Origin of the sequence: Streptomyces sp. NBC_00029, from assembly GCF_045160505.1 — a bacterium.
GTDB lineage: Bacteria > Actinomycetota > Actinomycetes > Streptomycetales > Streptomycetaceae > Streptomyces.
Genome location: NZ_CP108292.1, coordinates 7,381,031 through 7,407,666, shown reverse-complemented (window position 1 = coordinate 7,407,666; position 26,636 = coordinate 7,381,031). Strand labels below are relative to the sequence as shown.

The 26,636-nt window shown below is 75.4% G+C and carries 14 protein-coding genes; 8 read left to right on the top strand and 6 right to left on the bottom strand.

Translation table 11 applies throughout. The features are described from left to right. Positions 1-133 precede the first annotated feature (133 nt). The gene (locus OG753_RS34205) at positions 134-604 is read left to right on the top strand and encodes a universal stress protein (protein ID WP_327265522.1); all 471 of its coding nucleotides are present in this window, start codon (positions 134-136) and stop codon (positions 602-604) included. 22 nt (positions 605-626) lie between these two features. Here the strand turns inward: OG753_RS34205 and OG753_RS34200 are convergent, their stop codons facing one another. After that, positions 627-1,574, bottom strand: coding sequence for a serine/threonine dehydratase (locus tag OG753_RS34200; protein WP_405791305.1), 948 nt, complete (start codon positions 1,572-1,574; stop codon positions 627-629). Between the two features lie 14 nt (positions 1,575-1,588). Beyond that, complete coding sequence (locus tag OG753_RS34195; RefSeq protein WP_327265520.1) at positions 1,589-2,230, bottom strand: TetR/AcrR family transcriptional regulator C-terminal domain-containing protein; 642 nt, start codon at positions 2,228-2,230, stop codon at positions 1,589-1,591. Between the two features lie 178 nt (positions 2,231-2,408). Here OG753_RS34195 and OG753_RS34190 point away from each other — a divergent pair, with 178 nt between their 5' ends. Further along, the gene (locus OG753_RS34190) at positions 2,409-4,085 is read left to right on the top strand and encodes a ricin-type beta-trefoil lectin domain protein (protein ID WP_405791304.1); all 1,677 of its coding nucleotides are present in this window, start codon (positions 2,409-2,411) and stop codon (positions 4,083-4,085) included. 19 nt (positions 4,086-4,104) lie between these two features. After that, positions 4,105-6,429, top strand: coding sequence for an alpha-N-acetylglucosaminidase (locus tag OG753_RS34185; protein ID WP_405791303.1), 2,325 nt, complete (start codon positions 4,105-4,107; stop codon positions 6,427-6,429). 61 nt (positions 6,430-6,490) lie between these two features. On the opposite strand, the gene OG753_RS34180 is transcribed toward OG753_RS34185, so the two are convergent. Beyond that, complete coding sequence (locus tag OG753_RS34180) at positions 6,491-7,738, bottom strand: MFS transporter (RefSeq protein WP_405791302.1); 1,248 nt, start codon at positions 7,736-7,738, stop codon at positions 6,491-6,493. A gap of 204 nt (positions 7,739-7,942) precedes the next feature. On the opposite strand from OG753_RS34180, the gene OG753_RS34175 reads away from it, so the two are divergent. Then, the gene (locus OG753_RS34175; protein ID WP_405791301.1) at positions 7,943-9,532 is read left to right on the top strand and encodes a molybdopterin-dependent oxidoreductase; all 1,590 of its coding nucleotides are present in this window, start codon (positions 7,943-7,945) and stop codon (positions 9,530-9,532) included. A 42-nt stretch (positions 9,533-9,574) separates the two neighbouring features. Here OG753_RS34175 and OG753_RS34170 read toward each other — a convergent pair whose 3' ends face one another. The 3 genes from OG753_RS34170 to OG753_RS34160 all read right to left on the bottom strand — a co-directional run bounded on the left by OG753_RS34170 (position 9,575) and on the right by OG753_RS34160 (position 13,202). Further along, positions 9,575-10,843, bottom strand: coding sequence for a cytochrome P450 (locus OG753_RS34170; protein WP_405791300.1), 1,269 nt, complete (start codon positions 10,841-10,843; stop codon positions 9,575-9,577). 84 nt (positions 10,844-10,927) lie between these two features. Continuing rightward, positions 10,928-12,220: a putative Ig domain-containing protein gene (locus tag OG753_RS34165; RefSeq protein WP_405791299.1), complete on the bottom strand. Its 1,293-nt coding sequence runs from the start codon at positions 12,218-12,220 to the stop codon at positions 10,928-10,930. An 88-nt stretch (positions 12,221-12,308) separates the two neighbouring features. Further along, positions 12,309-13,202: a LysR family transcriptional regulator gene (locus OG753_RS34160; protein WP_327265513.1), complete on the bottom strand. Its 894-nt coding sequence runs from the start codon at positions 13,200-13,202 to the stop codon at positions 12,309-12,311. 535 nt (positions 13,203-13,737) lie between these two features. Here OG753_RS34160 and OG753_RS34155 point away from each other — a divergent pair. The 4 genes from OG753_RS34155 to OG753_RS34140 are packed head-to-tail and all read left to right on the top strand — an operon-like array spanning position 13,738 to position 26,634. Then, entirely contained in the window at positions 13,738-20,709 is a 6,972-nt protein-coding gene (locus tag OG753_RS34155; RefSeq protein WP_405791298.1) for an SDR family NAD(P)-dependent oxidoreductase, read from the top strand. After that, positions 20,702-25,432 (top strand): beta-ketoacyl synthase N-terminal-like domain-containing protein, encoded by a 4,731-nt coding sequence (locus tag OG753_RS34150; RefSeq protein WP_405791297.1) that lies wholly within the window; start codon positions 20,702-20,704, stop codon positions 25,430-25,432. Before OG753_RS34155 ends, OG753_RS34150 begins: the two co-directional genes overlap by 8 nt. Then, positions 25,422-25,742: an acyl carrier protein gene (locus OG753_RS34145; protein WP_383193158.1), complete on the top strand. Its 321-nt coding sequence runs from the start codon at positions 25,422-25,424 to the stop codon at positions 25,740-25,742. Before OG753_RS34150 ends, OG753_RS34145 begins: the two co-directional genes overlap by 11 nt. A gap of 7 nt (positions 25,743-25,749) precedes the next feature. After that, positions 25,750-26,634, top strand: coding sequence for an alpha/beta fold hydrolase (locus OG753_RS34140; protein ID WP_405791296.1), 885 nt, complete (start codon positions 25,750-25,752; stop codon positions 26,632-26,634). The last annotated feature ends 2 nt before the right edge of the window (positions 26,635-26,636 follow it).

The following is a 26,636-nucleotide window of genomic DNA, read 5'->3' as shown; positions in this document are numbered from 1 at the left end:
CAAGGGGCGGGAGCCGCGGGCTGTCCTCGAAAGTCGCCGGCCGTCGCAACGATCGTCGTTCGAGGTCGGACCCCCTGGTCCGTGTATACAGGGAGGAGAGTGACCATTTCGGGCGGAGCGAGAGGACCCCACCGTGAGTGAGCAGCCCATCGAGCAGCTGATCGTCGTCGGCGTGGACGGGTCGAACCATTCGAAGGAAGCCCTGCGCTGGGCGGTCGCGCAGGCCGCGATGACGGGAGGCCGGGTGCACGCGGTCATGGCCTGGGAGTGGAACCGCAATCCGTTCGCCATCGGCCCGACGGCTGCCGAGACCTCCGACGCGGAGGCGGTGACGGCCGAGGAGGCCGCGCGCCGGAAGCTGGCGGACACGGTCGCCGCGGCCGTCGGCACCTCGCCGGGCGTGCCGGTCTTCCGGCGGGTCGAGCAGGGCTCCCCGGCGCAGGTCCTGGTCGACGCCTCGAAGGAGGCGGACCTGATGGTGGTCGGCACCCGCGGGTACGGGGGTTTCAAGGGCGCGTTGCTGGGGTCGGTGAGCCAGCAGGTCGTGCAGTACTCCGCCGGTACGGTCGTTGTCGTCCGCGAGGGCGCGGACGACAACGACTGAGGCCGGGGCGGACCGGCCTGGCTCAGACTCCCGGGCCCACCAGGTCCCGGGGGTCCGTGTTGGCCCCGCAGAGGATGACGGCGACCCGGTCGCCGAGGGGCTCCGGCGCAGCGCGCAGCCCGGCAAGGGCGGTGGCCGCACCCGCCTCGACCACGATCCGGTGCTCCTCCCAGAGCCCGCGCCGGGCGGCCGTGATCCGGTCGTCGGACACGAGGACGGATGTCACGTTCTTCTCCTGCGCGGCGGCGAGCGCGTCCGCCGAGACCCGGGTGGCCCCCAGGGAGTCGGCGGCGACGGAGTCCACGGTCACGTCCACGACCCGGCCCGCCGCCAGGGCGGAGTTCAGGGCCCGGCAGTTCTCCGGCTCGACCGCGATCACCCGTACGCCGTGCTCGCGCGCGGCGGTGGCGATCCCGGCGAAGAGGCCGCCGCCGCCGACCGCGACGACCACCGCGTCCAGCCCGGGCAGGGCGGCCCGGATCTCGTCGAGCAGGGTTCCGGCGCCCGCCGCGATGAGCGGGTGGTCGTAGGCATGGCTGCTGAGGGCCCCGCTCCCGGCGGCGAACTCCTCGCAGGCGGCGAGCGCCTGGGCGTACCGGTCGCCGACGAGCCGCACCTCGGCCCCGTACCCGCGCAGCCGTTCCACCTTCACGCGCGGGGCGTTGGCGGGCAGGAACACGGTCGCGGGCACGGACAGCGCGCGGGCCGCCCAGGCGCAGGCGAGCCCGGCGTTGCCGCCGGAGGCGATGGTGACCCCGGCGGCCGGGAGGGTGCCGGCCTCGTGGTGGGCGGCGAGGAAGTTGCGGGCGCCGCGCGCCTTGAAGGTCCCGGTGTGCTGGAGGTACTCCAGCGCGTACCAGACGCCTTCGGCCGCGGGCGCCACCGTGACGGGCCGCACCCCGCCCGCGATCCGGGCCGCGGCGGCGCGTACGGCTGCGTAGTCGAGCTGCTGGGCCGGTGCTGCTTGCATGGACTGTCTCCCCATCAGGTGGTGGGCCGGGCGGCTTCGATCAGCTGGCGCAGGGCGCCGTAGTACACCTCGTGGTCCGTCAGGGCGGGCAGTACGTCGGGCAGGGCGCCGCCGAGCACGGGGAAGTCCCCGGGATCCAGTGCGGCCAGGGCGGCGCGCGAGGCGGCGGTGGCCCCCGCCGGATCCCGGTGGTCGACGAAGGCCGCGCTGCCGAGGGTCAGCAGGTACATGCGGCGGTAGACGGTCATCGCCTCGGCGACGCTCATCCCGGCGGCCACGCTGTCGGCGAGTGCGGGCTCGACGAGCCGGGCCAGCAGCTGCCGGCCGAGCCAGGGCCGTCCGCCGCGCAGCACCAGCAGCCCGGGGTGGGCGGTGAGCAGCAGGTACAGCGAGCGGAACCGCTGTTCGGTGGCCTGCGCCCAGTCGGTGCCGGCGGGGATCTCGGGGAGCTGTCCGGCGAGGTGCTCGGTGCACAGGTCGAGCAGACCGGCGAGGTCCGTGCAGCGGCGCTGGACGGTGGCGTGGGAGACGTCGAGCCGGTCGGCGAGGGTGCGGAAGCTCAAGTGGCCGGGACCCTGCTCGTCAAGGATCCGCAGGGCGGTGACGGCGATGGCCTCGGGGGTCGCGCGGTCCAGGGCGGCTGATCTTCGCGGCATAGATACACCGTAACATACGACGTATCTGCACTTTCGTGTGACACCGATTGCAGCCATATTGCTGGTCATCGGCCGACAATCAGCGACTTGTGTTGACAGTGGGTAATCACCTCGCTGCACTGGGCGCACGACTGCCCGCACGTCACTGCCGTCACTGCCCCCACGTCAAGGAGACTCCGTGCCGCCTCGCCTGCGTGCAACGCTCCCCTGTCTGACCGCGGCCGCCCTGTTCGCCCTCGTGCTCTCCCCCGCCCCGGTGGCGGCCGAGCCCCGGGCGACCTCGGACACCCCGCTCGCGCTCACCCCTCCCATGGGCTGGAACAACTGGGCGCACTACATGTGCGACATCGACGAGGCCACGGTGGTCGCCAACGCCGACGCGCTCGTGTCCACCGGGCTCGCCGCCAAGGGCTACGACACGGTGACCGTCGACGACTGCTGGATGACCAAGAGCCGTGACGCACAGGGCAGTCTGGTCGTCGACACGGCGAAGTTCCCGCACGGCATGGCCTGGCTCGGCGAGTATCTGCACGCCAAGGGCCTGAAGTTCGGCATCTACCAGGACGCGGGCTCCCTGACCTGCGAGAAGTATCCGGGGAGTGGCGCACCCCAGGGCGGCGGCGAGGACCACTACGCGCAGGACGCCCGCCAGTTCGCCTCCTGGAAGGTGGACTACGTCAAGATGGACGGCTGCAACCTGTGGGTCCCGGAGGGCGCGACCAAGGAGCAGGCGTACCGGGACGCCTACAACGGCGTGGCGAAGGCCCTGCGGGAGAGCGGCCGGGACATGGTCCTGTCGGCCTCCGCGCCCGCCTACTTCCAGCAGGGCGAGTGGGGCGGCTCCGATTGGCACAAGGTCCTCGGCTGGGTCGGCGAGACCGGCCAGCTGTGGCGCGAGGGCAAGGACATCAAGGTCTACAACCCGGCGTCGCCCGCCACCTCCCGGTGGAGTGCCGTCCTCGGCAACTACGGCTACAACCGCTGGCTCGGCCGCTACGCGGGCCCCGGCAACTGGAACGACCCCGACTTCCTGATCGCGGGCGCCCCCGGGCTCACCGCCACCGAGAGCCGCAGCCAGGTCGCCCTCTGGGCCATGATGGCCTCCCCCTTCATCCTGTCCTCCGACGTCTCCAGGCTGACCCCCGCCGGCCTCGCGGCCCTCGGCAACACCCGGATGATCCAGCTGGACCAGGACCCGATGGGCCGTCAGGGCGCGGTGGTCTCCTCCAACGCCACCTTCGAGATCCTGGTGCGGCCGCTCGCGAACGGCGACCGCGCGGTGGCCGTGCTCAACCGCTCGGCCACCACCCGGGACATCAACGTACCGCTCGCCGAGATCGGCCTGGCCGACTGCACGGCCGGCGCCCAGGACCTGTGGAGCGGCGCGAGCCGCGACATCTCCGGGACGCTGACCGGCAAGGTGGCCGGGCACGACACCGGGGTCTGGCGGCTCAGCCCGCGCGGCTGCGCCGAGGCCGTGCCGACCGGGCAGATCGTCGGTGACGGCGCCAGGTGCGCCGACGGGGCCAGCACGAGCGGTGTCGGCGCCGTGGTGATGGCCGTCTGCACCGGAGCGCCCGACCAGCGCTGGACCGTGGGCGAGGACGCACGCCTTCGCCTGTCCGGCGAGTGCCTGTCGGTGGGCGAGGGCCGCCTCGTGGAGCTGGCCGACTGCTCGAACCGGCCCGCCGAACAGCCCGGCCAGAGCTGGTCGCAGCGCCGTGACGGAACCCTCGTCGAGGAGGTCAGCGGACTGTGCCTGACCGCTCCCGCGGCCACCGCCCCGGCCGAGCGCCTGCGACTGACCGACTGCGGCGACCACCGGGTCGACCAGGCCTGGGCCCTGCCGGTCTGACGGCCCGGGCGACGAACGGATGAGGAACCCGACGCACCATAGCGGGCGCAGGCCCGGGACCCGGCGCCCGCTCGCCCTCGCCGCTCTTCCCGCGGCGCTGCTGGCGCTGATCTGCGCGGGGCCCGCGCCCGGGGCCACCGCCCCGGGTGCGGGGTCGCCCGCACGCGCCGGCGTGACGACGGACGTACGCACCGCCGTACGGGCCGACGCGCACGCCACCGCGCCCCGGGCCCGGGCCTTCGACGTCGCGCCCGCGCGGGCGGCTCTGGGGCGGCTCCTTCCGCGCCACTGGCGGCAGTTCACGCTCGTACCCGACACCACCGCCGGCCCCGACACCTTCACGGTCTCCGGGACCGCCGGCGCGATCACCGTGCGCGGCAGCACCGGAGCCACCCTGCTCACCGGTGTCGGCTGGTACCTCCAGCACGTCGCCGGGGTCGACATCGGCTGGCCCGGCGACAGCATCGGCATGCTGCCCGCCCGGCTGCCGGCGGTGCCGTCACCGGTCACCCGCAGCGCCCAGGTCCCGCACCGGTACGCGCTGAACGACACCGACGACGGGTACTCCGGCCCCTACCGCTCCTTCGAGGAGCACCAGCGGCAGATCGACCTGATGGCCCTGCACGGCATCAACGAGGTGTTCGTGCAGGTGGGCGCCGAGTACCCGTACTACCGGGCGCTCCAGGGGTTCGGCTACTCCGCCGAGGAACTGCGGCGGTGGATCCCCGGCCCCGGCCACCAGAGCTGGTGGCTGCTGCAGAACCTGAGCGAATTCGGCGGCCCGGTCCCCGAGCGGCTGATGCGCGAGCGCGCCGCGCTGGGCGGGCGGATCGCCGAGCAGCTGCGCGGGCTCGGCATGACGGCGGTGCTGCCCGGCTACTTCGGCACGGTGCCGCCCGGGTTCGCCGCGCGCAACCCGGGATCGTCGACGGTGGCGCAGGGCGACTGGGCGGGCTTCGACCGCCCGGACTGGCTGGACCCCGCCTCGCCCGTGTTCGCGAAGCTGGCCGCCGCCTACTACGCCGAGCAGCGCGCGGTGTTCGGGGACAGCACGATGTACCGGATGAGCCCGTTGCACGAGGGCGGCCAGACCGGCTCCGTCGACGTCGGCGCCGCCGCGCGCGCCATCCAGGACGCGCTGCACGCCGCCCGCCCCGGCGCGCTGTGGGCGGTGCTGGGCTGGCAGGACGACCCCACCGCCGAGCTGCTGGCCGGGGTGGACACCTCGAAGCTGCTGATCCTGGACGGGCTGTCCGACCGTTACAACCGGCTGGACCGCGAGGCCCGTTGGGGCGGAGCCCCGTACGCGATGGGCACCATCTACAACTTCGGCGGGCACACCACGGTCGGTGCGAACAGCTCGGTCTGGATCGAGCGGTTCGGCCCCTGGCGGGACAAGGCGGACAGTGCGCTCGCCGGGACCGCCTACCTGCCGGAGGCCACGGGGACCAACCCGGCGGCCTTCGACCTCTTCACCGACCTGGCCTGGGAACGCGGGCCGATCGACCAGCGCAAGTGGTTCGCCGACTTCGCGGCCCGCCGCTACGGCCGCCCCGACGCCGAGGCCGCGGCGGCCTGGGAGGAGCTCCGCAAGGGCCCGTACAGCACCTCCTCGGGGCTGTGGTCGGAGTCGCAGGACAGCCTGTTCACCGCAAGGCCGGCGCTGACCGCGGCCGGGGCGGCGTACTGGAGCCCCCGGTCCATGCGCTATCCGGCCGGTTCGGTGCGCAAGGCCCTGGACCACCTGCTGAAGGTGGACCCGGCGCTGCGCGGCTCCAGCGCCTACCGCTTCGACCTGGTGGACACCGCCCGCCAGGCCCTCGCCAACCACTCGCGGGTACTGCTGCCGAGGATCAGGGCGGCCTACGAGGCCAAGGACCTGACCCGCTTCCGTGCGCTGACGGCCGAATGGCAGGACGGGATGCGGAAGCTGGACGCGGTCACCGGTTCCGATCCGGCCTTCCTCCTCGGGGGCTGGCTCTCCGGGGCCCGCTCCTGGGGGACCGACCGGGCCGAGCAGGACCGGTACGAGTACGACGCCCGCTCGCTCCTGAGCGTGTGGGGCCGCCGCAGCACCAGCGAGGGCGGTTTCCTGCACGACTACGCGAACCGTGAATGGAGCGGCCTGATCTCGGAGTTGTACGCCCCCCGGTGGGCGCACTACTTCGCTTCGCTGGACGAGGCGCTGGTCCGGAAGGCGGCCCCGCGGCAGATCGACTGGCACGCCTTCGAGGCCGAGTGGGCCGGGCGGACCACCCGGCATCCGGACCGGCCGAGCGGGGACCCGTACCGGCTGGCCGAGCAGGTCGCGGCAGCCCTGCCCCCGCCGGCCGCCACCCGCTGACCTGCGCCACGGGCCGGCCCCGGCGCCCCTTCCGGGTGCCGGGGCCGGCCCTCGGCACGGGTCACGGCCGTCGCCCGCGCCGGGCACGTGCGCCCCGCACGGCCCCGGCGGCCGCCAGACCGAGGACGGCGATCGAGAGGGCCGAGACCAGCAGGGTCTCCCGGGCCCCGAGCCCGGACACCAGCGGTCCGCCCAGTGCCGTCCCGAGCGGGACCGCGAGCACCCGGACCGCCGAGCTCGCGGCCAGGGTCTGGGGAAGCAGTTCCGGTGGGGCCGAGCGCTGGAAGAGGGCGGTGGAGAGCGAGGCGTACGGGGGCCAGAGCAGTCCGGCGGCGGCGAACCCGACGACGGCGACGGCCGTCGGCGCCCCCAGCCCCGTCGGCAGCATGAAGAGTCCGAAGGCGAGGACGATGCCGGTCGTGGCCGGCCACATCGGCAGGCGGCGCAGGTATCCGGTCAGCACGGAGCCGAGGACGGCGCCGACACCGAACGCGGTGTAGAAGGCGGCCAGCAGACCCGCGGGACCGCCCAGGCCGTCCGACACGTACAGCGGCAGAGCCACGTACACGGGGCCGAAGAGGCAGAAGAAGACGAAACTCAGGGCGAGCAGCCCCAGCAGGGCCGGGGTGCGGCGGATGACGGCGAAGCCCGCGCTGCGCGAAGCACTCGCCCCGGGTGCGGGCCCGTCGCCCCGCGGGAAGGCGAGGAAGAAGGTCGCGGCCAGGACGAGGAAGGTGGCCGCGTCGACGGCGATCACGGTCGCGGCACCGCCCCAGAGGATGAGGGCGCCGGCGAGCGGCGGGCCGAAGACGGTGCAGAGCGAGCCGATGCCGGACAGCACGGCGTTGCCGGCCAGATGGTCGCGCTCCGGCAGCAGCCGGGCGAGCAGGGTGTAGATGCCCGCCTGGCCCCAGGAGTGGAGGACGGAGGACGCGGCGAGCAGCACGACGTACAGCTCGATGCTCAGCATCCCGAGGGCGTGGCACACGGGTATCGCACCCAGAGCGGTGGCGCGCAGCACCGCGTCCCAGGCGACCAGCCGCGCCGGGGAGCGGCGGCTCAGGAAGCGCCCGAGGAGGACGGCGCCCGCGGCGCCCGAGAGGGTGTAGGCCGCGGCCGCCAGGGCGACCCACATTCCGCGCTCCGCCGCAGGCGCGATCTCGATCGCCAGCCAGCTCACGGCGACCACGGCCATGCCGTCGCCGAGGGACGAGACGGTGAACCCGGGTAACAGCCGGCGCAGCGTCGAGTGGGTGATCACCGGCCAGTAGGGCGAGGTGCTGACGCTCCGGGCCGGCTTCACGGACATGGCTTCTGCTCTTCGGAGAGATCACGGGGTTTCATGACGCCATCCTCACCACGCGCCCGGACCCCGACACGGCCGGTTCACTCTGGGCATGGCCCCTTCACCCTGGGCGTAAGCCGCCCGCACTCCCCCACTTCCCCGCCGGCCCTTGGCGGCACTGCGGCACGGCATCGCCGCGGAGCCGCCGGAGCGCGGCACACTGGCGGTGTGAAGGCAGACCCGAGCCGTCCCGCACGGCCGCGGCGCGCGGTGGGCGCCGTCAGCGGGATCGTCGCGGCCGTCGCCGGGCTGGCGCTCGCGCAGCTGACCGCCGCGGCCGGCCGGCCCGAAGCCTCGCCGGTCACGGCCGTCGGCGGTGCGGTGGTCGACCTGACGCCGGTGGCCGTCCGGGAATGGGCGATCGGGCTGTTCGGCACCGCCGACAAGCTGGTGCTGGGCCTCGGCATCCTCGCCGTCCTGGCCGTGGCCGCCGTCGGGTCCGGGCTGCTCGCCGCACGCCACCTCGCGGCCGGGATCGCGGTCGTGGGCGGCTTCGGACTGGTGGGGGCGCTGGCGGCGCTCAGTCGGCCGGAGGCCTCCTGGCGGGACGCGCTGCCAGCGCTGGTGGGCGCACTGGCCTCGGCCGGCGTGCTGTACCTGCTGATCACGGCGGGGACGCGGCCCCGCCCGGCCGGAGCGCCGCAGCAAGGAGCCTGGGCGATGGACCGGCGCGGCTTCGGCCGGCTGGTCGCCGCCGTCCTGGCGGTGTCGGCCGGGGTCGGCCTCGGCGCGCGCCGTCTGGGGGCCCACGGTGCGGCCGGGGCCACCGCCTCCCGGGCCGACTTCGTGCTCCCCCGCCCCACGGTGCCCGCGCCCCCGGTGCCCGCCGGGGCGGACCTGCGGGTGCCCGGGCTCGGCCCCTTCATCACTGGGAACCAGGACTTCTACCGGGTGGACACCGCGCTCGTCGTCCCCCGCGTGGACGCGGACACCTGGCGGCTGCGCATCCATGGCGAGGGGGTGAGCAGGCCCCTGACCCTCGATCTGCGTCAGCTCCTGGCCCGCCCGGTCGTCGAGCACGACATCACCCTCACCTGCGTGTCCAACGAGGTGGGCGGCCCGTACGCGGGCAACGCCCGCTGGCTCGGCGTACGCCTCGGGGACCTGCTCCGCGAGGCGGGGGTGCGGCCGCCGTCCCAGGGTGGTCCGGCCGATCAGCTGGTGGCGCGTTCGGTGGACGGCATGACCATCGGCACTCCGGTCGAGACCGTCATGGACGGCCGGGCGGCGCTGCTGGCCGTGGGCATGAACGGGCGGCCCCTGCCCTTCGCGCACGGCTTCCCGGTCCGGATGGTCGTACCGGGCCTGTACGGCTACGTCTCGGCCTGCAAGTGGATCGATGAGCTGCGGCTGACCACCTTCGCCGCCTACGACGCCTACTGGGTGCGCAGGTCCTGGGCCCAGCAGGCCCCGGTCAAGACGCAGTCGCGGATCGACACCCCGCGCCCGTACGCCGGCCTGGCGCCGGGCCGGGTGGCGGTCGCCGGGGTGGCGTGGGCCCAGCACCGCGGGATCGACGGGGTCCAGGTGCGGGTGGACGGGGGCGCCTGGCAGGAGGCGCGGCTCGGTTCCGCGGACGGCGTGGACACCTGGCGGCAGTGGGTGTGGCCGTGGGAGGCGACCCCCGGCCGCCACAGGCTGGAGGTCCGCGCGACGGACGGCACGGGCGCCGTGCAGACGGGGGACCGCACCGGGACCGTGCCCGACGGGGCGACCGGGTGGCACACGGTGGACGTCGACGTCCGGGCCCTGGGCTGATCCGGGGACGCCCCCGGATCAGCCCAGGGACTTGTCCGGGACCTAGCGGCGCGTCACGCGGACCGGGAGCGACTGGACGTTGTTGCTGATGAAGCTGCGCTGGTACGGGAGTTCGGCCTCCGGGACCGCGAGGTCGAGGTCGGGGAAGCGGGTGAAGAGCCGCTCCAGGGCGATCGTGGCCTCCAGCCGGGCGAGCGGGGCTCCGGTGCAGTAGTGGGCGCCGTGGCCGAAGGAGAGGCTGCGGGCGGCCGTGGGGCGCGTGATGTCGAAGCGGTCGGCGTCCGGACCGTGGAAGGCCGCGTCGCGGCCGGCCGCGCTGTAGCCGGCCAGCACAGGGGTGCCCTGCGCGATGACGGTCCCGTCGAGGGTCAGGTCGCGGGTGGGGTAGCGGAAGGGGAACCAGCTGACCGGGGTGTCCCAGCGCAGGGTCTCGTCCACCACGTCCGACCAGGTGGCCTTGGCGTCCAGGACGAGCGCGAGCTGGTCGCGGTGGGCGCACAGGGCGCGGACGGCGTTGATGATGAGGTTGAGGGTGGTCTCGTGGCCTGCGACGAGCATCAGCCGCATGGTGCCGATGAGTTCGATCTCGGTGAGCCGGTCGCCGTCGTCCTGGCGGGCGGCGATCAGGGCGCTGGTGAGGTCCTCGCCGGGGTTCTCGGCGCGGGCGGCCGCGATCGCACCGGTCAGTGCCATGAGTTCGTGGAGGGCGGCCATCTTGTCGGCCGGTGAGATGTCGGTGGCGATGACCACCGTGTTGGTCAGGTGGTGCAGCCGGCCCCGGTGCTCGGGGTCCACGCCGAGCAGCTCGCAGATGACGTTCATCGGGAGCGGGAGGGCGAAGTGCTCGTACAGGTCGGCGACCCCGTCGGGGGCTGCGGCCGCCGCCAGCCCGAGGTCGTCGAGGAGTCCGGTGGTGAGCTCCTCGATGCGCGGCCGCAGCCGCTCCACCTGCCGGACGGTGAAGGCCTTGCCGACCAGCCCGCGCAGGCGGCGGTGGTCGGCGTCGTCCGCGGTGTGCATGCCCTGGGCGTTGGCGAAGACGCGCAGCGGCCAGTCCGCGGGGATGGTGCCGTCGTGCAGGGCCGGGAAGTGCTGGGCGTTCTTGGCCACTTCGGAGTGGGCGAGGAACTCCTTCAGCGCGTCGTGCCCCAGGACGACCGCTCCGGGCACCCCTCCGGGGAGGACTACCTCCGCCACCGCGCCGTACTCGGCGCGCAGCCGGGCGTTGAGGGCGTGCGGGCAGCCGCCGACGGGGTCGATCACGTGCGGGGTGCGCGGGCCCTGCGGGGTGGGCGAGATGTGGGACGACAAGCCGGTTCTCCTGACCTGATGGACGAAACTCGGTCAACAGTGCGGTCTCGGGGGCTGGTTGGACAAGCCCGCCCCCGTCCCGTCTCAGAACCAGTTGAGCGTCAGGGTGAAGGCCGTGCCCGCGGTGGCTCCGGTGGAGTCGCTGGCGGTGGCGGTGACCCGGTACTCGCCGCTGCCCCAGGGCTTGCCGGTGATCCGCCCGGAGGCACTGTCGAGGGTGAGGCCCCAGGGCAGGCCGGTGACGGCGTACCGGACGGGGGGCACGGCGCCGGTGGTGGTGAGCTGGATGGTGCAGGACTGGTTGAACCTGCACGTCTGCGGGCCGGGGTCGGTGAACTTCAGCCCGCCGGGGGTGGGGGTCGGCGTCGGGGTGGGGGTGGGGGTCGGCGTGGGGGTCGGGGTGGGCGTCGGGGTGGGAGTGGGCGTCGGGGTGGGAGTGCCGCAGCCCGGGGTGGCCTCCGGCGGCAGCGGCACCCGCCAGATCTGCGGGTCGTTCTCGGACCCGACGAGCAGGTTCGCGCAGTCGGCGTACGTCACCGTCTCCCCCTGCGACTGGGCCGGCAGGGCGACGTCCGCGAGCCTGACCCCGGCGTTGTCGTACACGGAAGCCGTGTTGGCGCCGAGCGGTCCGCCGCTGCGCAGGACGTACGAGGCGCCCGACGGCGAGAACGCGCCGTCCGTGGCGAACACGGGGCCGGGCCGGACCGCGGTGAGGGTGTTGACCTGCCCGGTCACCGGCTCCAGCGGAGCCCGGTAGAGCTGCCCGGCGGCTCCGATGAGCTTGCTGGCGATGTAGAGCCGACCGGTCACGGGATCGGCGAGCAGTGACTCGGCGTCGTGCTTTCCGTCGGCGTAGGCGAAACGGAAGGTGACGGGCGTGACCGTGGCGCTCGTGAGCTGATCGGGTTCGGCGAAGCGGTGCACGGTGATCTCCGCGCGTGCGCTGAGGTTGTCCCCGATGTCGCCGACCAGGATCGCCGGGCCGCCGCCCCCGTCCTTGCCGAGGGCCAGGCCCTCCCAGTCGGTGTTGCCGACGCCGGAGAGGGTGAAGGTGGCCACCAGCCGGCCGGCGGCGGCGCTGCAGTCGATCGCGAAGACCTGAGGGGTGTTGCCGCTGTCGTTGACGGCGTAGAAGACGCCGGGGTGCTTGCGGCTCATGGCGAGGCCGCTGAGTTCGGCGAGGCCGCCGGGCAGGGTGCATTTCTTCTCGGGCGCCAGGGGTACCGCGGCCGCGGCCACCGCCGCGCGCGGGGCGAGGAGCGGGGTGGGGGCGGTGGAGGCGCCGGCGCTGGACGTCCAGGCCAGTGCGGGCAGGATCGTGGCGAGCGCCGCGGTCACGAGGGCGGCGGCCCATGGGGGTGTAGGGAGTCGGGACATGCACACAATGTGAGGGGCCATCAGTTCGTGTGCCAGGCCCGTCCTCCTCCCGTTCGAGCATCGTTCAATGCCGTGGGGGCATGTCCCGTCAGCGCACCGGCTCCCGGACCGGTGCCTTGTGCCCGGCCTGTGCGATGAACGCGCGGGCGGCCCGGCTCAGCGGACGCCGTGCGTGGGCGATGCCCACCGGGCGCAGCAACGGCGGTGTGAAGGAGCGAATTTCGGCCCGACTGCCGAAGGCCCGGAGCACCACGTCCCGGTACCAGATGAGCGAGCCGCGGCCGTCCGTCACACCCGTCACCCAGGCGAGGCGTTCATCGACCTCCAGGGTGGGGACGGGCCGTACCCCGAGGCAGCTGAACATGGCCTCCATCTCGGTGCGCCGGCCCGTCCCCGGCGTGGGCAGCACCATGGGCAGCCCGTCGAGCATGCGCAGGGGCATCGGGTGCGGCAGTCGGGAGCCGAGGGGGGAGATCAGCACCACCTCGCGCTCCTGGATGAAATGGGTGGAGAGCTCCTTGTCGATCGGCAGGTCGACCAGGGCCAGTTCCGAGCGCCCCTGGGTGACCTCCTCGGCCAGCGCCTCCCTGCTGCCGTGCTGCTGCAGCCGGACGTCGACGGTCGGATGCCGTCCGGTGAAGGCCGCGATCAGGTCGGTGGCCAGGTCAAGGGCGAGGGTGGGCGTGGTGGCGAGGGTCAGGACGGCCCGGGTGTCGCTGCCGTGCGGGGTCCCGATGTCGTCGATGGCCTCCACCGCGTTGAGCACGGTCCGGGCCAGCCGGACGACCCGGGCCCCCTCCGGCGTGAGGTCCACCCCCCTTCCCCGGCGGGCCAGGAGTTCGACGCCGAGATCGCGCTCCATCGCCTGGACGGCCCGGGACAGCGCGGACTGGGCGACGAAGACCGAGGCGGCGGCGCCGGTGATGGAGCGGCAGTCGGCGACGGCGACGAGGTAGCGGAGCTGCGCGAGGGTGGGGGTCATGACCGGACGGTAACCGCGTGGGGCTGTACCTGTAAGGGCTCGTCCGGTGAACAACTGACCGGGCCCGTGTAAGGGTCATGCCCGGTCGGCGGATCGGCATGCCGGTGCGGCATGTCCGCGAGGGCGCGGTGCGCCGGCCCGCGCCGCGGGGGCGGCCCGGCCGGGCGGGGAACACCGCAGGCCACGGGCTCGGCCGGGGTGTGTCGTGGCTCCGCCCGGGCCGGATTCCGCGTCCTCCGCGGAGGTGGCCGGTGCGAAGCGCCGTATTCCGCATGGCTGTTGACAGTGCAGGGTGGCCACCGCACGATTCATCGCGGCATGCGGGTGTTCGACCACGGTTCGAGCCCGCCGTACCCGCGGCGGGTGCCCCGGCCGGTGCGCGTGACCGCCACACTCCCCCCGTCCTCCGCCCTGCCCCGCACTGCCGTTGCACGGCTCGTCGGCTCGTCGGTTCCTCGGCTCGCCGGTTTTCGGGCCGTCAGTTTTCGGCCCGGCCGTTCGCCTGCTCGTCCGTTCTTCCGTCCTGGACCGCGCCATGTCACACAGCATTGGAAGAGGAGCGCCCGTGACCCCCACGCACCCGCAGCCCGCCGCCACCCGTGATCTGGTCGTCGCGGTCAGTCCGTTCGAGGAGCCCCACCCGGCCGTCGTCACCGCCGCCGAGCGCGCCGGGTCCCTCGGGCTGCTCGACCTCGGCCGGGACGCCGACGCCGCACGGCGCGGTTTCGCGGAGCTGGGCCGCCGGCTCGCGGACGGCGCCCGGTACGGGGTGCGGGTGCCCGCCGACTGCCCGCTCGGGCCCGACGGGCTGCCCGCCGCGGTGGACACCGTACTGCTCGCCGACCCCGCCGCCCATACCCCCGAGCGTGTGGCCGCATGGGCCGGGGCGGCCGGACGGCCCCGGGTGTGGGCCGAGGTCACCTGCGCGGCCGAGGCCCGCACCGCCGTGACCGCCGGGGCGGGCGCGCTCGTCGCCAAGGGCCACGAGGGCGGCGGCCGGGTGGGCTCGGCCACCACCTTCGTCCTGCTCCAGCAGCTCCTCGCCGACCCGGCGATCCGCGTACCCGTACGGGCCTGCGGCGGGATCGGGCCGCACACGGCGGCCGCGGCCGTCGCGGGCGGAGCGGCCGGGGTGCTGCTCGACGCGCAACTGGCCCTGACCACCGAGGGCGAGGCCGGACTGCCGACGGAAGTCGCAGCCGCACTGCGGGCGATGGACGGCTCCGAGACCCGGATCGCCGACGGGCACCGGGTCTTCGCACGCCCCGACCTGACACCGCCCGAGGGGCCCGCGCACACCCTGCTCGGCGCCCGAGGCCTACGGGCACAGCTGCTGCCCGTAGGCCAGGACGGGGCGGCCACGGCCCGGCTGGCCGCGCGGTACCGGACCACCGGCGGCGTTCTGCAGGCCGTACGCGCGGCCGTCGCCGGGCACCTGGAGGCTGCGGTACGCGCCCGGCCGCTCGCCCGGCCGCTGCCCGTCGCGCAGGGCCCGATGACCCGGGTGAGCGACCAGGCGGCCTTCGCCGCGGCGGTGGCCGCCGCGGGCGGGGTCCCGTACCTGGCGCTCGCGGTGATGGAGGGCCCGGACGTACGACGGCTGCTGGCGGAGACAGCCGAGCGGCTGGGCGACCTCCCGTGGGGCGTCGGGCTGCTCGGCTTCGCCCCTCCCGAGCTGCGGCAGGAGCAACTGGCGGCCGTGACCGCGGCCCGTCCGCCGTACGCGATCATCGCCGGCGGCACCCCGGCGCAGGCGGCCCCGCTGGAGGCGGCCGGGATCCGGACCCATCTGCACGTGCCCTCGCCCGGCCTGCTGGAGCGCTACCTCGCAGAGGGGGCACGGCGGTTCGTCTTCGAGGGGTTGGAGTGCGGCGGGCACGTCGGCCCGCGCGCCTCCTTCCCGCTCTGGGAGGAGCAGATCGAGCGGCTGCTCGCCTGCCCCGAACCGGAGGCCCTGGACCTGCTGTTCGCGGGCGGGATCCACGACGAACGGTCCGCCGCGATGGCGATGGCGGCCGCGGCCCCGCTGGCCGCCCGGGGAGCGCGGGTCGGCGTACTGATGGGCACCGCGTACCTGTTCACCGAGGAGGCGGTGGCGGCGGGCGCGGTCCTGCCGGGCTTCCAGCGGGCGGCGGTCGAATGCACGGACACCGTCCTGCTGCACACCGCGCCCGGGCACGCCACCCGGTGCGCGGCCACCCCGTACGCCGAGACCTTCGAGGCGACCCGGCGGCGGCTCGCCGAGAGCGGCATCGAGCCGCGCACGGCGTGGGAGGAGCTGGAGCGGCTGAATCTGGGGCGGCTGCGGATCGCCAGCAAGGGGCTGCGCAGAAGCGCCGACGGGAGCGCGCTGGAGCCGGTACCGGAGCAACAGCAGCAGACCGAAGGGCTGTTCATGCTCGGGCAGGCCGCCACCCTGCGCACGCGGACCACCACGATCGCCGCGCTGCACGCCCAGGTCACCGAGGGGGCCACCGCGCTGCTGGAGCGTCGGGCCCGCGAACTCGCCGGAGCCGGGCCGTCGACGGAGCACACCGGGGCCCCGCAGTCGGCCGACCCGCTCGACATCGCGATCGTCGGAATGGCCTGCGCCTACCCGGGCGCCCCGGACCTCGCCGCCTACTGGGCCATGGTCCTCGCCGGGACGGACGCCGTCACCGAGGTGCCGGCCGAACGCTGGGACCCGGCACTCTACTACGACGCCGACCCGGCCAGGGCCGGTGAGCGCACCCCCTCCCGGTGGGGCGGCTTCCTCGGGCCGGTGCCCTTCGACGCCCTCGCGCACGGCATCCCGCCCGCCTCCCTCGCCGGGATCGAGCCCGTGCAGCTGCTGGCCCTGGAGATCTCGGCGCGGGCCCTCGGGGACGCCGGCTACGGCCAGGACCGCGCCTTCGACCGCTCGCGGACCTCGGTGGTCTTCGGCGCGGAGGCCGGTACGGAACTGGCGGGCGCCTACGGGCTGCGCGCCCTGCACCCCGCCTACCTGGGCGAGCTCCCGGCCGGGCTGGACGAGCAGTTGCCGCGCCTCACCGAGGACTCCTTCCCCGGGATCCTCGCCAACGTCATCGCCGGTCGGGTCGCCAACCGCCTCGACCTGGGCGGCGCGAACTGCACGGTCGACGCCGCCTGCGCCTCCTCGCTCGCCGCACTGGACCTCGCCTGCCGCCAGCTGCGCGACCACGACAGCGACATGGTGCTGTGCGGGGGCGCGGATGTGCACAACGGCATCAACGACTACCTGATGTTCGCCTCGGTCCGCGCCCTGTCGCCGGGCGGCCGCTGCCGGCCCTTCGACGCGGCCGCCGACGGGATCGCGCTCGGCGAGGGCGTGGGCGCGCTCGTCCTGAAGCGGCTCGCGGACGCGGAACGCGACGGCGACCGGGTGTACGCCGTGATCAAGGCGGTGGGCGCCGCCAGCGACGGCCGGTCCCTCGGCCTGACCGCGCCGCGGCCGGAAGGGCAGCGCCGGGCGCTGGAGCGCGCCTACGCCCGGGCCGGCATCGGGCCGGACGAGGTGGGCCTGATCGAGGCGCACGGTACCGGCACGGTGGTCGGGGACAGCACCGAACTGGCCGTGCTGAGCGATCTGTTCACCGCGTCCGGGGCCGAGCCGGGGGCCTGCGCGCTGGGCTCCGTGAAATCGCAGCTCGGGCACACCAAGTGCGCGGCCGGGCTGGCCGGCCTGATCAAGGCGGCCCGTGCGGTCCACACGGGCGTGCGGCCACCGACCCTGCACATCGACACGCCCAATCCGGCCTGGCGGGCGGAGACCAGCCCCTTTTCCTTCGACGACGAGGCCCGGCCCTGGGCGGTGCCCGCGCAGCGGCGGATCGCCGGGGTGAGCGCCTTCGGCTTCGGCGGCACCAACTACCACGCGGTGCTGGCCGGTTACGGGGGCTCGGCGGAACCCCGGCACGGCGTGGAGGAGTGGCCGGGGGAGCTGTTCTGCTTCCGCGGCGAGGACCGGCGGGCGGCGGGCCGGGCGATGGCCCGGCTCGCGGCGCGCCTGGAGGAGAACGACGCGGCCGGGCGCCCCTGGCCCCTGCGGGACCTCGCGGCGGAGACGGCCGCGGGTTCCGGCCCGGTCCAGGTGGCGGTCGTGGCCGCCGACGCGGACGAGCTGGCGGCCCGGCTGGAGCGGGCCCGCGCCTTCACCCCGGGCGCGGGGGTCCACGTACGCGAGGAGGCGGCGGAGCCGGGCCGGGTCGCGTTCCTCTTCCCCGGCCAGGGCAGCCAACGCCCCGGCATGCTCGGTGAGCTGTTCACGGCGTTCCCCGCCCTGCGCCGGCTCCTGGACGAGGCCCCGCCCCGGGTGGTCTCGGCGATGTTCCCGCCGGCGGCCTTCACTGCCGGGGGCCGGGCGGCGCAGCGGGCGGCGGTCACCGACACCCGGGTGGCACAGCCGGCCCTGGGTCTGGCCGGGGCGGCGGCGCACCTGCTGCTCGGCGAACTCGGCGTACGGCCGGACTGCGTGGCCGGGCACTCGTACGGAGAGCTCACCGCGCTGTGGGCGGCCGGGTCCTACGACACGCAGAGCCTGCTGCGGCTGAGCGCGCGCCGGGCCGAGGCGATCGTGGCGGCCGCCGGCGCGGATCCCGGGGCGATGGCGGCGGTGTCGGCCGCACCGGAGCAGGTACGGGAGATCGCGGACCGCGCCGGATGCGTGGTGGCGAACCACAACGCGCCCCGGCAGTGCGTGATCTCGGGCCCGACGGCGGCCGTCGACACGGCGGTGGCGGCCCTGCGCGAGGCGGGCCTGGCGGCCGACCCCCTCCCCGTGGCCTGCGCCTTCCACAGCGAGGTGGTCGCGGGGGCGTCGCACACCCTCGCGGCAGAACTGGCGACGACGCCGATGTCGACGCCCCACACCCCGGTCTGGTCCAACACCACGGCGGACCGGTACCCGCCGACGGCCGAAGGGGTACGAAGCCTTGCCGCGCGCCAGGTCGCGGAGCCGGTCCGGTTCGTCGAGCAGGTGGAGGCCATGTACACGGCCGGTGTCCGGACCTTCGTGGAGACGGGCCCCGGCCGGGTCCTCTCGGGTCTGGTCGGCCGGATCCTGCACGGCCGGCCGCACACGGTGGTCCCGCTGGACGTGCCGGGCCAGCACGGCCTGGTCCGGCTGGTCACCGCGCTGGCGGAACTGATGGCGGCGGGCGTACCGGTGGAGCCGGAATCCCTCTTCCGCGGCCGGGCCTCGCGCCTCCCGGACCGCGCCCCGCGACGGCCCGGCTGGCTGGTGGACGGCCACCTGGTGCGCACCGCGGACGGCTCCCCGGTCCCGGGCGGCCTCCGCCCGGCCCGCCGGGTCCCGGCCGCGGACCCGGCCCCGGCCCCGGCTCCCGGCGGCAACGGGCGGCAGGACGCGGGAGCAGTGGCGCCCGGCTCCGACCGGCGCGAGGAAGCCGTACTGGAGTACCTCCGCGGAACCCGCGCCCTGATCGAGGCCCAACGGGACGTCCTCCTCGGCTACCTGGGCGCCGGGGCAGGGGCCGGGGCCGGCCACGGTCTCGACCGGGCCGGGAGCGTGCCGGGGCGATCCCCGCAGGGCACCGGACACACCCCCGCCGCAGCCTCGGACACCCCGTCGCATGCGGCGCCCTGGGAGTCCCACCGGCGCGCGCCCGGCCCCGGCACGACCACACCCGCGGCCGCACTCGCACCCGCAGCCGCGGCCGCAGCCGCCGATCAAGCCGATCCCGGCACCGCACCGCAGGGCCACCGCACCGCCGAGGAGGTCATGGAGGTCGTCCTGGAGATCGTCCACACCCGCACCGGATATCCCCGGGACATGCTCGACCCCGGGCTGGACCTGGAGGCGGACCTCTCCATCGACTCCATCAAGCGGGTGGAGATCATCGGAGCACTCGCCGACCGCATCGGACTGCCCCAGGACCCGGGCGGCACCGCCGAGTCCGCGGTCGAGGAGCTGTCCCGGATCAAGACCCTGCGCGGAATCGTCGACTGGGTCACCTCCCGCACTCCCGACGCCCCCGCGCCCGCCCCCACCCCCGCATCCGCATCCGCATCCGCATCCGCATCCGCATCCGCATCCGCACCCGATCCGCAGCCCGCGCCACCCCCCTTGAGCCGGCTCCGGGTGGACCTCCTCCCCCTCCCCGCCCCCGGCGGCTCCCCCGAAGCCCTGCGCGGCCGGCGCATCGGCCTCGTCGAGGACGGCCAGGGCATCGCCCTCGCCCTCGGGACCGCCCTGGAGGCCCTCGGTGCCGAGCCGACCGTCCTCCCCACCGCCGCGGCGGGCTTCGACGGCCTCGTCGACCTCTCCGCGCTGCGGACCACCTCCGAGCCCGTGCTGCCCGACGCCTTCCCGGGGCTGCGGGAGGCCCTGACGACCGGAACCCCGCGGCTGCTGCTCGTCACCGGGCCCGGCGCCCCTGGCGCCGGCCTGCACGGCTTCGCCCGCAGCGCCGCCCTCGAATTCCCCGGCACGCTGGTCCGGGCCGTGGACATCCAGCCCAAGGAGGACCCGGAACGCATCGCCGCGCAGCTCCTGGCGGAACTGAACAGCGGCAGCGACGACAGCGGTGGCAGCGACGCCCCCGCCTCCGTCGGATACACCGCCGAGGGCGCCCGCGTCACCCGCCGCCCGGTACCGGCACCCCTGCCGGCTCCCCTCGCGCCCGAAGGGCCGCCGCTGGACCGGAACTCGGTGGTCCTCCTCACCGGCGGGGCCCGCGGCATCACCGCCCGCACCGCGCTCGCACTGGCCCGCGCCACCGGATGCCACGTGGAACTCGTCGGCCGCACCCCCGAGCCGGATGCCGCGGCGGACGAGTTCGGGCAGGCCCAGGACCGGGTCGCGCTGCGTGCCGCCCTGATCGCCGCAGGGCTCCGTACGCCCGTGGAGATCGAGGCGGCGGCCTCGCGGATCCTCGCGGAGCGCGAGGTACGGGGCACCCTCGCCGCGCTCAGGACGACAGCGGCCTCCGTCCGGTACCACCGCGCGGACGTCACCGACGAGCGGGCCGTGCGGGCCGTCGTGGCCGACGTACGGGAGCGCCACGGCCGCCTCGACGGCATCGTGCACGGCGCCGGGGTGCTGCGGGACGGGCTCCTGCGCGACAAGCAACCGGCGGACTTCGCCGCGGTGTTCACCGCCAAGGTGGCCGGGGCCCGCCACCTGGCCGCCGCGGCCGCCGAGCACGGGACCTGGCCCGCGCCCCGCTTCCTGGCACTGTTCGGCAGCGTCGCCGGGGTGTACGGAAACCGGGGCCAGTGCGACTACGCCGCGGCCAACGACGCCCTCGACGGCCTCGCGCACGCCTGGGCGGAGTCCTTCCCCGGCCGGGTGCTGTCCGTCGACTGGGGCCCCTGGGCGGCGGAGGCCGGCGGGATGGTCACCCCCGAGCTGGAGCGCGCCTACGCCCGGCGCGGGATCCCGCTCATCGCGCCGGACGCGGGTACGGCCGCGTTCCTCGACGAGCTGGCGCACGGGAGCGACGTGCAGGTGGTCCTGATGGCGGAGGAGGGCCGGGGCGATGCGTGACGGACAGCGGAGCGGGCCCCGCCCGGCCGACGCCGCGATCGTCGGGATGGGCGCGGTGTTCCCGGGGGCCGCCGATCTGGCCGCCTACCGGCGCAACCTGCTCGCCGGTACGGACTCCATCGGCGAGGTCCCGCCGGGGCGTTGGGATCCCGAGGTGTACTACGACCCGCAGGGCGCCACCGGACCGGTGGCGGGCGACCGGTTCTACTGCCGGCGCGGCGGGTTCGTCGACGGTCTCGCCACCTTCGACCCGACCCGGTTCGGGATCATGCCGGCCGCCGCGGAGGGGGCCGAGCCGGACCAGATGCTGGCCCTGCACGCGACGGCCGAGGCGATCGCCGACGCGGGCGGCGAGGCCCGGCTGCCCGCCGACCGGTCGAGGATCGGGGTGGTCCTGGGCCGGGGCGGCTTCATGGGGGTGGCCACCGCCCGGCTCGACCAACGGGTGCGCACGGCACATCAGTTGGCGCAGACCTTGCGGGAGCTGGCGCCGGAGCTGGGCGAGGACAGGATCACGGCGGTGCGCACCGCGTTCCAGGACGCGCTCGGTCCCGAGCGGCCGGACGCCTCGATCGGGCTGGTGCCGAGCTTCACCGCCGCCCGGACCGCGAACCGGCTGGACTTCCGCGGTCCCGCCTACACCCTGGACGCGGCCTGCGCCTCATCCCTGCTGGCGGTGGACCAGGCGGTGGGGCTGCTGGCCGCCGGGCGCTGCGACGCGGTCGTCGCGGGGGCGGTCCACCACTGCCACATCGCGACGTTGTGGAGCGTGTTCACGCAGCTGCGGGCACTCAGCCCGAGCGAGCGGATCCGACCCTTCGACCGCAGGGCCGACGGGACCCTGCTGTCCGAGGGCACCGGGGTGGTGCTGCTGAAGCGGCTGGCGGACGCGGAGCGCGACGGCGACCGCGTGTACGCGGTGATCCGCGGCACGGGAGTGGCCGGGGACGGCCGCGCGGCGAGCCTGATGAGCCCCCTGGTCGCGGGCCAGGTCCAGGCCCTGGAACGGGCCTGGCGGGAGGCCGGACTAGACCCGCGGGCACCGGGGGCACTGGGCCTGCTGGAGGCGCACGGCACGGGCACCCCGGTGGGGGACGCGGCCGAACTGGACACCCTGGCCCAGGTGTTCGGCGGCCCGGCGGCGGGGCGCGGGATGCCCGGGATCGGCTTCGGCTCGGTGAAGTCGATGCTCGGGCACACCATGCAGGCCTCGGGCATGGCCGGGCTGATCAAGGCCGCGCTCGCCGTGTACGAGGGGGTGCTGCCGCCGACGCTGCACCTGGAGGAGCCGCACCCGGACCTGGCCCGGACCAGGATGCGGCCGGTGAGCGCGGCGGAGCCGTGGGAGCGGGGCCCGCAGCCGCGCCGGGCCGGGGTCAACGCGTTCGGCTTCGGCGGGATCAACGCGCATGTGGTGCTGGAGGAGGCCCCGGGGGCCGCGCGTCCGGCGGTCACTGCGGCCCCCGCTCGGGCCCCGCTCCCGGTGCGGGCCCGCACCGGGAGCTCCGCGTCGGCCCCCGCTCCGGTCTCCGTCGCGGGCCGGGTGGCTCCGGTGCGTCGGTTCCTGCCGCTGGGGGGCCCGGCCGCGCTGGTGGGGCCGGCCGCGGGGGGCGACGTACTCCTGATCGGTGCGGACACTCCGGCGCAGATCTCGGCCCGGCTGGCGTGCGCCACCCCGGTGTCCGGCGGCGACGGGCCCTGCCGGCTCGCGGTGGTCGGGCCCACGCCCCAGCGGCTCGCGCTCGCCGCGAAGGCGGTGGCGCGCGGCCGGCCGTGGCGGGGGCGCGGGGACGTGTGGTTCACGCCGGAGCCGCTGGGCGGCCGGGTGGCGTTTCTTTTCCCGGGCCTGGAGCCGGAGTTCGCACCCGTGGCGGACGACGTGGCGGACCGGCTCGCGCTGGAGGCGCCCCGGCTCACCCGTGGCACGTCGCTCATGGAGCGGGCCCTCGACGCGATCGCGACGGGCCGCTTCTTCGCCCGTGCCCTGCCCGAACTGGGCATCGAGGCCGATGTACTGGCGGGCCACAGCCTGGGCGAGTGGGCGGCGATGGTGGCCGCCGGCATGTACCCGCGGGAGGCGGCCGACACCTTCCTCGATTCGCTGCGTCCCAAGGACCTGCGGGTCCCGGATCTCGTGTACGCAGCGCTGGGCTGCGGTGCGGCGCGGGCGGAGGCCGCCCTCCACGGCCTGGACCGGGTGGTGGTCAGCCACGACAACTGCCCGCACCAGTCGGTGATCTGCGGGGATCCCGAGCAGGTCGCCGCGGTCGTGGCGCGGTTGCGCGGCGAGGGGGTGCTCGGTCAGGAGCTGCCGTTCCGTTCGGGTTTCCACACTCCGATGTGGGAGCCGTACCTCGGCCAGGTCCGCGCCGCCTTCGACCGGCTGCCGCTGCGGCCCGGCGGGCTCCCCGTGTGGTCGGCCACCACGTGCGCGCCGTTCCCGGCGGCGTCGCAGGACGTCCGGGACCTGGTCGTACGGCACCTGCTGGAGCCGGTCCGCTTCCGCGAGCTGACGCTGCGGCTGTACGAGGACGAGGGCGTGCGCAGCTTCGTCACGCTGGGCCCGGGCGGTCTGCCGGGCTTCGTCGAGGACACCCTGCGCGAGCGACCCCACCTCTCGGTGTCCGCGTCCTCCCCGCGCCTGTCGGGCCTTGCGGCGCTGGGCCGCACCTGCGCGGCGCTGTGGGCCGAGGGGTACGCACCCCGGTGGGACCGGCTGGCCGGGGTACGGGCCGGGGCCGAACCCGAAGCCGACGCCGACGCCGCAGCCGGAGTGCGGGCCGCGCCGGCTCCGGTGCGCTCCGCCGGGCGCGGTGCGCCGCTGGACCTCGGGTCCCCGCTGGTGCGGCTCGGCGAGGCGGCCCGGGCCGCGCTGGCCGGGCTCCTGGCACCGGCGCCGGGCCCGGGGCCCGCGCGGCCCGCCGGTCCCCGGCCGGTGCTGCTGTCCGCCCTGGACGCGGTGCTGACCGACACCGGCTCGGCCGCCCGGGCCGTCACCGAGGCCTGGTCGAGGGGGGCAGACGAAGCACGCGAAGCACGTGGAGCGGCGGCGCCGACGCCGGCACCGCCACCTGCACCGGCACCGGCACCGGTCTCCGGGAGCCATGCCCTGCGGCTGTCCCTCGCCTCGCTCCCCTACGTACGGGACCACTGCGTGTACCTCCAGCCCGACGGCTGGCCCGAGGACTCCGACCGGTTCCCCGTCGTGCCCATGACCACCATGCTGGAGCTGGCCGCCGAGGCCGCCCGGCGGCACGCCCCGCCCGGCCTCGCCGTCACCGGCTACGAGGACGTGCGGGCCCTGCGGTGGCTCGCGGTGGAGCCGGCCGTCGAGGTCAAGGTCACCGTCCGCGGTGACGGGCCCGGCCGGCTGCGGGTGGATCTCGGTGCGTACGCCTCCGTGGTCGTGCTGCTCGGTGAGCGGTACGGGGAGCCGCCCGTCCCCGACGACTCGCCCCTGCGCGACCCGGGCCCCGCCCCGGTCGGCGCGGCCGCCCTGTACCGGGACCGGTGGATGTTCCACGGCCCGCGCTTCGCCGGGGTCCACGAGGTGCGGTCCGTCGGCTCGGACGGCATCCGCGGGGTCCTGCGGGCCCTGCCCGACCCGGGCGCCCTGCTCGACGCCGCCGGGCAGCTGTTCGGGCACTGGATGCAACTGCGCCTGCCGGTGGACCGGCTGGTCTTCCCGGCCACCGTGGACCGCATCCGGTTCTACGGGCCCCCGCCCGCCGCGCGGGACCTGGTCACCGCCACGGCCCGGATCCGCGCGGTGCAGGACGTCACCGTGCGCGGCGACATCGAGCTGCGCGGGGCGGGCGGCGCCGTATGGGCCCGGATCGAGGGGTGGACGTACCGCCGGTTCGGGGCCGACGACCGGGTGTGGCCGATGAAGTTCACCCCGGAGGTGTGCGGCATCGGCGAACCCCGGCCCGAGGGCTGGTGCCTGGCCCGGCGCCGCTGGAGCGATCCCGCCTCACAGGAACTGGTGATGCGGCGCTACCTCGGCGCCTCCGAACGCGCGGTCTACGAGCGGCTGTCGCCGCGCGCCCGGGCGCCCTGGCTGCTGGGCCGGATCGCGGCCAAGGACGCGCTGCGGCAGCTGCTCTGGGACGGCGGGGCAGGGCCGGTGTTCCCCGTGGAGGTGGCCGTCGGCAACGACCCGGCCGGGCGCCCGGTGGCCCGGTCCCCGCTGACCCGCGGCTTTCGGCTGTCGATCGCCCACAAGGACCGGATCGCGGTCGCCCTCGCCCACCGGGACCGGCCCGTCGGGATCGATGTGGAGCAGGTGACCGCCGACCCGGACGCGCTGATCCGGATCGCCCTCGGGTCGGCCGAGGTCCGCCTCGCCGAACGGCTGGCCGCCCAGGGGGGCACCGGGCTGCCCGCCGCGCTCACCGCCCTGTGGTGTGCCAAGGAGGCCGCGGCCAAGGCGGCCGGGAGCGGGCTCGGCGGCAGACCGCGGGACTGGCGGGTGGCCGCGGACCCGAATTCCGGCGGGCTGCTGGTGACCTCCCCGGAGGGGGACCCGTACCCGGTCCGCACCACGGCCCTCACCGGCGGCGGCCTCCTCCCCGGATCCGCTCTCGCCGGCACCGACACCGACACCGCGCCCTCGGACGCCGCACCCGACCACGTCGTCGCCTGGACCGCTCACCCCGCGGCGCCCACCCCCGGCCCCTCCCCCGTCCCCTTCCCCCTCATGGAGGCCCGTCATGGCAACTGACATCCTCGCCGAGATCACCGGAATGCTCGTGGAGATCGTCGGCGACGAGTACCTGCTCGCGGAGGAGGTCACGATGAAGACGACGTTCAACGAGGATCTCGCCCTGGAGAGCATCGAGTTCGTCGCCCTCGCCGAGCTCCTCCACCACCGCTACGGCGCCGAGGTGGACCTGATGGGCTTCCTCGCCGAGAAGGACATGGACGCCATCCTGGCCATGTCCGTCGGCGAGCTCGTCACCCACATCGGCCGGATCACGCACACCTCCCTGGCCCGGGCCGCGGCGGGGACCTCGCCCGCGTCGGCCGGCTGAGCCCGCCGTGGCCCTCGTCCGCGCAGGCTCCCTGCGCTTCCATGTCCAGCGGCTCCCGGCCACCGCCGGTGCCGCGGCCCCCGGCCGGCCCGTCGTGGTGTTCCTGCACGGACTGGTCGTCGACAACCTCTCCTCCTTCTACTGTCCGCTGGCCGTGCCGGTGGCCCGGGCCGGCCACGAGGCCGTCCTCTACGACCTGCGCGGCCACGGCCGCACCGAGCGCCCCGGGTCCGGCTACGACAGCCGCACCGCCGTACGGGACCTTTTCGCCCTGCTCGGCGCGCTGGACCTCGGGCAGCGCCCGGTCCATCTGGTCGGCAACAGCTACGGCGCGACCCTCGCCCTGCACGCCGCCCTGGCCCGGCCCGACCTCGTCACCGGGCTCACCCTCCTCGAACCCCCGCTGAGCGGGGCGTGGGTGGAGAACATGGTGGACACCCTGTCCGCCGCCGCGCTCAGCCTGGAGGACAGCACGGTCCCCACGGAACTGCTCACCCTGCGGCTGCGCAAGGCGGCCAATCTGACGGCCATCGCCGACGCCCTGCTGAACCGCACCACGCTCATCGACGACATTGCCGCGAGCCGCGCCTTCACCCCGGCGGACTACGCCCGGCTGCGCTGCCCGGTCCTGATCGTCTGCGGCGAGCACTCCGAACTCATGCCGGGTGGACGCGAGTTGGCGCAGTACGCGCCGTACGGTGAGCTGCGGATCCTGCCGGGCCTGGGGCACGACGTCCTGAAGGAGAGCAGCGGGGTCCTGCGGAAGACCGTGCTGGCCCATCTCGACGCGACAGCGGACGCGCCGGCCGGTGCGGCGTCCAGAGCGGTGTCCGGTGCGGCGGCCGCGGGACCGTCGGCGGCGTGGCCGCGGCGGGGAGCGCTGGTCCGGTGAAG